General features: G+C 44.8%; 3 protein-coding genes. All 3 read left to right on the top strand.

Annotated elements, in window-relative coordinates; genetic code table 11:
- The coding region (locus tag LBQ60_03415; protein ID MDR2036951.1) for an SEC-C domain-containing protein at positions 1-2,563 on the top strand (2,563 nt) is incomplete at its 5' end.
- A 136-nt stretch (positions 2,564-2,699) separates the two neighbouring features.
- Positions 2,700-3,815 (top strand): glycoside hydrolase family 130 protein, encoded by a 1,116-nt coding sequence (locus tag LBQ60_03420; GenBank protein MDR2036952.1) that lies wholly within the window; start codon positions 2,700-2,702, stop codon positions 3,813-3,815.
- A 25-nt stretch (positions 3,816-3,840) separates the two neighbouring features.
- Positions 3,841-5,168, top strand: a 1,328-nt coding sequence (locus LBQ60_03425) for an SGNH/GDSL hydrolase family protein (GenBank protein MDR2036953.1), incomplete at its 3' end; no start/stop codon positions are given.

Here is a 5,168-nt window from a genome sequence, read left to right on the forward strand (position 1 = left end):
CTCACCGGAACGCCGCAATGCCTATAATTCCGATATTACTTTCGGGACCAATAACGAATTCGGTTTCGACTACCTGCGTGATAATATGGCCATTAGTCCGGAGGATCTGGTACAACGGAAGCATCATTATTCCATTGTCGATGAGGTAGACTCCGTATTGATCGACGATGCCCGTACACCATTGATCATTGCAGGACCGGTACCGCGTGGGGATAATCAATTATTTGACGAATATAAGTCCCGTGTAGAACAATTGTTCAACGAACAACGCCGTCTGGTCACCCAGGTACTGGCCGAATCAAAGAACTTGATCAACAGCAATGACGCCAAAGAAAAAGACAAAGGCGGGTTATTGCTGTTGCGTGCATTTAAAGGTCTTCCTAAAAACAAGCCGTTGATCAAACTGCTCAGCGAACAGGGTAACAAGCAATTACTCCAGAAGACTGAGAATTTCTACATGCAGGAGAATAATAAGAACATGCATATTGTCACGGATGAGTTGTTCTTTGTGATCGATGAAAAACATAACAGCATCGAACTGACGGATAAAGGTATCGAAATCCTGACCCGTAAGACGGAAGATCCTGGTTTCTTTATTCTTCCGGATATCGGAACTGCTGTTTCGGACCTGGAAAAGCAAAATCTTTCTGCTGAGGAGAAAGTAGAGAAAAAAGACGAATTGCTGCGCGATTATGCCATTAAATCAGAACGGGTGCATACGGTCAACCAGTTGTTGAAAGCATATACCTTATTTGAAAAAGACGACGAGTATGTGGTGATCGACAATAAGGTAAAGATCGTTGATGAGCAAACGGGACGTATCATGGAGGGCCGCCGTTATTCCGACGGCTTGCACCAGGCGATTGAAGCCAAGGAAAGCGTAAAGGTGGAAGCAGCTACGCAAACATTTGCTACCATCACTCTGCAGAACTATTTCCGTATGTATCATAAGTTGGCCGGTATGACCGGTACGGCAGAAACGGAAGCCGGTGAATTGTGGAATATCTATAAACTGGATGTAGTGGTGATACCTACGAATAAGCCGATCATCCGCCATGATTATGAAGACCTGGTATACAAGACCAAACGCGAAAAATATACGGCTGTTATTGACGAAATCGTTAATCTGGTCGAGAATGGTCGTCCGGTACTGGTAGGTACTACTTCCGTGGAAATATCGGAATTGCTCAGTAAGATGCTGAACCTCCGAAAAATTAAGCATAATGTATTGAATGCCAAGTTGCATCAACGCGAAGCGGATATTGTTGCCGAAGCCGGTAAAAAAGGTACCGTAACGATCGCTACCAATATGGCAGGCCGTGGTACCGACATCAAGCTGACTCCCGAAGTAAAAGAAGCCGGTGGTTTGGCCATTGTTGGTACGGAACGTCATGAATCCCGCCGTGTAGACCGTCAGTTGCGTGGTCGTGCCGGACGTCAGGGCGACCCGGGAAGTTCGCAGTTCTTCGTTTCACTGGAAGATGACCTGATGCGTTTGTTCGGATCCGACCGTATTGCCGGTCTGATGGACCGTCTTGGTTTGAAAGAAGGAGAGGTGATCCAGCATTCGATGATCACCAAGTCTATTGAACGGGCGCAACGTAAGGTGGAAGAAAACAATTTCGGTATACGTAAGCGGTTGCTGGAATATGACGACGTCATGAACTCGCAGCGTGAGGTAATCTACACAAAGCGCCGCCATGCCTTATACGGAGAACGGCTGAATATGGACATTGCCAATATGATGTATGATGTGATCGAAAGCATGGTCACGACATACCATCAGAATCAGGATTTCGAGGGCCTGAATATGGAACTGATCCGTTATTTCTCTATCGAGATGCCTATGGATGAGCAGGCTTTCCTGAAGGATGCTGTCAGCGAGACCATAGAAACCGTATATGATATTGCTTTAAAAACTTACCAGCGGAAAATTGAAAATAATGCCCAACAGGCTTTTCCGGTGATTAAGGATGTTTTTGAAAACCAGGGGGAACAGTATGAAAATATTGTAGTTCCGTTTACAGACGGCAGGCGGATGTTCCAGGTGATCACCAACCTTAAGAAAGCGTACGAGACCGAAGGACGTGAACTGATGCGTTCATTTGAGAAAAATTCGATTCTGGCCACCATTGATGAGGCATGGAAAGAACACCTCCGTGAACTGGATGATTTGCGTCAGTCCGTGCAAAATGCCAGTTATGAGCAAAAAGATCCTTTGCTGATCTATAAATTCGAGTCCTTTGAATTATTCAAGGGCATGATCGAAAAAGTAAACAAGGATGTGGTTTCCTTATTGTTGAAGAGCAGTATTCCCCTTCGTGACCCGAATGAGGTACAACGTGCCCAGACACCCCGAAGGTTGGATATGAGCCGTATGCAGGCCAGGAAAAGTGAATTTGCGCGGGGAGCATCCAGGCAACAACAGCCCGGGATGGAAGATACCCGTGAAAAACAACGTCCCCAGCCCTTGGTGAAAACAGAAAAGAAGGTGGGGCGTAATGATCCCTGTCCCTGTGGAAGCGGGAAAAAGTATAAGAATTGTTGCGGTTCTAATCAGTAAAGACCGGAAAGGTTTTATTGTCTCAGGAAACCCCTGCTTAAGGGTATTTCGATATTTGCTGGATTTGAAGCCGGATCAGTCTTTATTAATCAGTCCAATTATTAAAATAAAATAACTAATGAGAACAACAAAGTTCATGACAATAGCCGGGTTTGCTTTATTGGCTGTATTTATTTCTTCGTGCGGACCAACTAAAGAAAATAATCTGAAAAACTGGGCCATAGCTCCTTTTATACGTCCTGCCGGTGTAAATCCGGTGCTCATTCCTTTGAATACGGAATTTTACTGTCCGATGCAACAGGGTGTTATCCGTTGGGAGGAAAGTGATGTATTTAATCCCGCTGCTATTGTTAAAAACGATACCATATGCGTATTATACCGGGCTGAAGATAATTCGGGACAGGGAATCGGTAAGCGTACCTCAAGGATCGGATATGCGCAGTCGGTGGATGGTACAAAAATAGTGAAGCGTCGTTCCGCTCCGGTTTTATTCCCCGATGAAGACAGCCAGAAGGAAATGGAATGGCCCGGAGGTTGCGAAGATCCCCGTGTGGCCGTGACGGAAGACGGTACTTATGTGATTTTGTATACCCAATGGAACCGCAAAATTGCCCGTTTGGCCGTTGCTACTTCAAAAGACCTGGTCAACTGGGAAAAGCACGGTCCGGTATTCCAACAGGCTTTCGACGGGAAATATGCCGATTATTTCAGTAAATCGGCATCCATCGTTACAGAGGTGAAAGACGGACGACTGGTGATCTCAAAAATAAATGGAAAATATATGATGTACTGGGGTGAGCGACATGTATTTGCAGCAACATCTACCGATCTGGTGAACTGGACACCTTTGGTCGATGAAAAGCTGGGACTTGTTCCGTTGGCTTCCCCCCGGAAAGGATATTTCGACAGTGACCTGACCGAATGTGGCCCACCGGCTGTCCTTACAAAAAATGGAATCGTCCTGATCTACAACGGGAAAAATAAGGGTGGTGACGACAGGGATCCGAACTACACGGCTAATTCATATTGTGCCGGACAAATGCTTTTTGATAAAAACGATCCATATAAGCTGATCGATCGTCTGGATACACCTTTCTTGATTCCGGAAGAAGATTTCGAGAAAAGCGGCCAGTATCCTGCAGGTACTGTTTTTGTCGAAGGCCTGGTTTATCACCGGAACAAATGGTTCCTGTATTACGGATGTGCAGATTCCCGTGTTGCAGTAGTAACATGTGATAAGAAAATCGATTGAGATCTTTTAATCGTTGAATATGGTCATGTTGCTGAGAAAATATCTTTTGGCTGTTATACTGTCCGTATTATTTTCTACACTTTTCGCCCAAACAGCCATTCCTCCGTTTAAAAAAGGGGAACGCGTGCTATTTGTTGGAAACAGTATTACCCATGGCGGACATTATCATTCATTCATCTGGTTGTATTATATTACCCGTTTTCCCGGTACAGCCGTAACAATCATGAATGGCGGCATTGGAGGAGATTCCGCCTGGGATATCGAAAAGCGCATGGATGAAGATATTTTGAGTAAGCAGCCAACTTATGTAACCCTGACTTTCGGAATGAATGATGTGGGATACTTCGAGTTTCTATGGGATGATGCCGAAGAACATGCCCGTCAGAAAATCGAAAGATCGTACAACTGCTATAAAAATATTGAAAGGAAATTGCTCGATGATAAGAGAATGACCAAAGTACTCATTGGCGGTTCCCCATACGATGAAACATCCAAAATTGAAAATCAGGTTTTCCCGAAGAAAAATGATGCTATATTGAAAATTGTGGATTTTCAGGAAGAAGCTGCCCAAAAGAACGGATGGGGATTTGTTGACTTTAATCGTCCGATGCTTGAGATCAACCGGCGTGAACAGCAGAAAGACCCTCTGTTTGCTTTATGCGGAGGAGACCGGATTCACCCTGATAATGACGGACACATGGTGATGGCTTATCTATTCCTCACAGCTCAGGGACTGGCAGGAAAGAAAGTTGCAGAGGTGGATATCGATGCATCAAAAAGTAAGGTGAATATTTCTGAAAATTGTACTGTTTCTAAAATAAAAAAAACGACATCAGGTATTGAATTCATTTATCTGGCGAAGGCTTTGCCTTATCCTATTGACTCAATCGCAAGAGGCTGGGGTAGTAAAAGATCTCAGGCCGATGCATTGACCCTTGTCCCTTTTACAGAAATGTTCAATCAGGAGATATTACGGGTAAAATATCTGCCCGGCGGCATGTATGAACTTAGGATTGATGATCAGTCCATAGTGATGGTTTCATCCGGAGAGTTGTCGGAAGGGATAAATCTTGCGGATATGGAAAGAACGCCCCAGTACCAGCAGGCTTCGGTAATCATGCATCTGAACGAGGAGCGTTTTGATATTGAGAAGCGGTTTCGTGATTATGCCTGGATGGAATTCTCGTTTCTCCAGGGGAAAGGAATGTTGTTCGCCAATAACATGGCGGCCGTTGATACCATTCGCTCAAACTGGGACAACGGTTTTGTGAGGGGTAATTTCGGTATCTATTCAAAAGCGCAATATCCCGAAATACGAAAAATGTGGCAAGGCCAGATGGACGAGATCGTGAG

The sequence above is a fragment of the Bacteroidales bacterium genome (assembly GCA_031275285.1).
Taxonomy (GTDB): Bacteria; Bacteroidota; Bacteroidia; order Bacteroidales; family UBA4181; genus JAIRLS01.

Excerpts from the sequence above, each read along its gene's own strand:
- LBQ60_03420 (MDR2036952.1), top strand. The coding sequence starts at position 2,700 with ATGACAATAGCCGGGTTTGCTTTATTGGCTGTATTTATTTCTTCGTGC.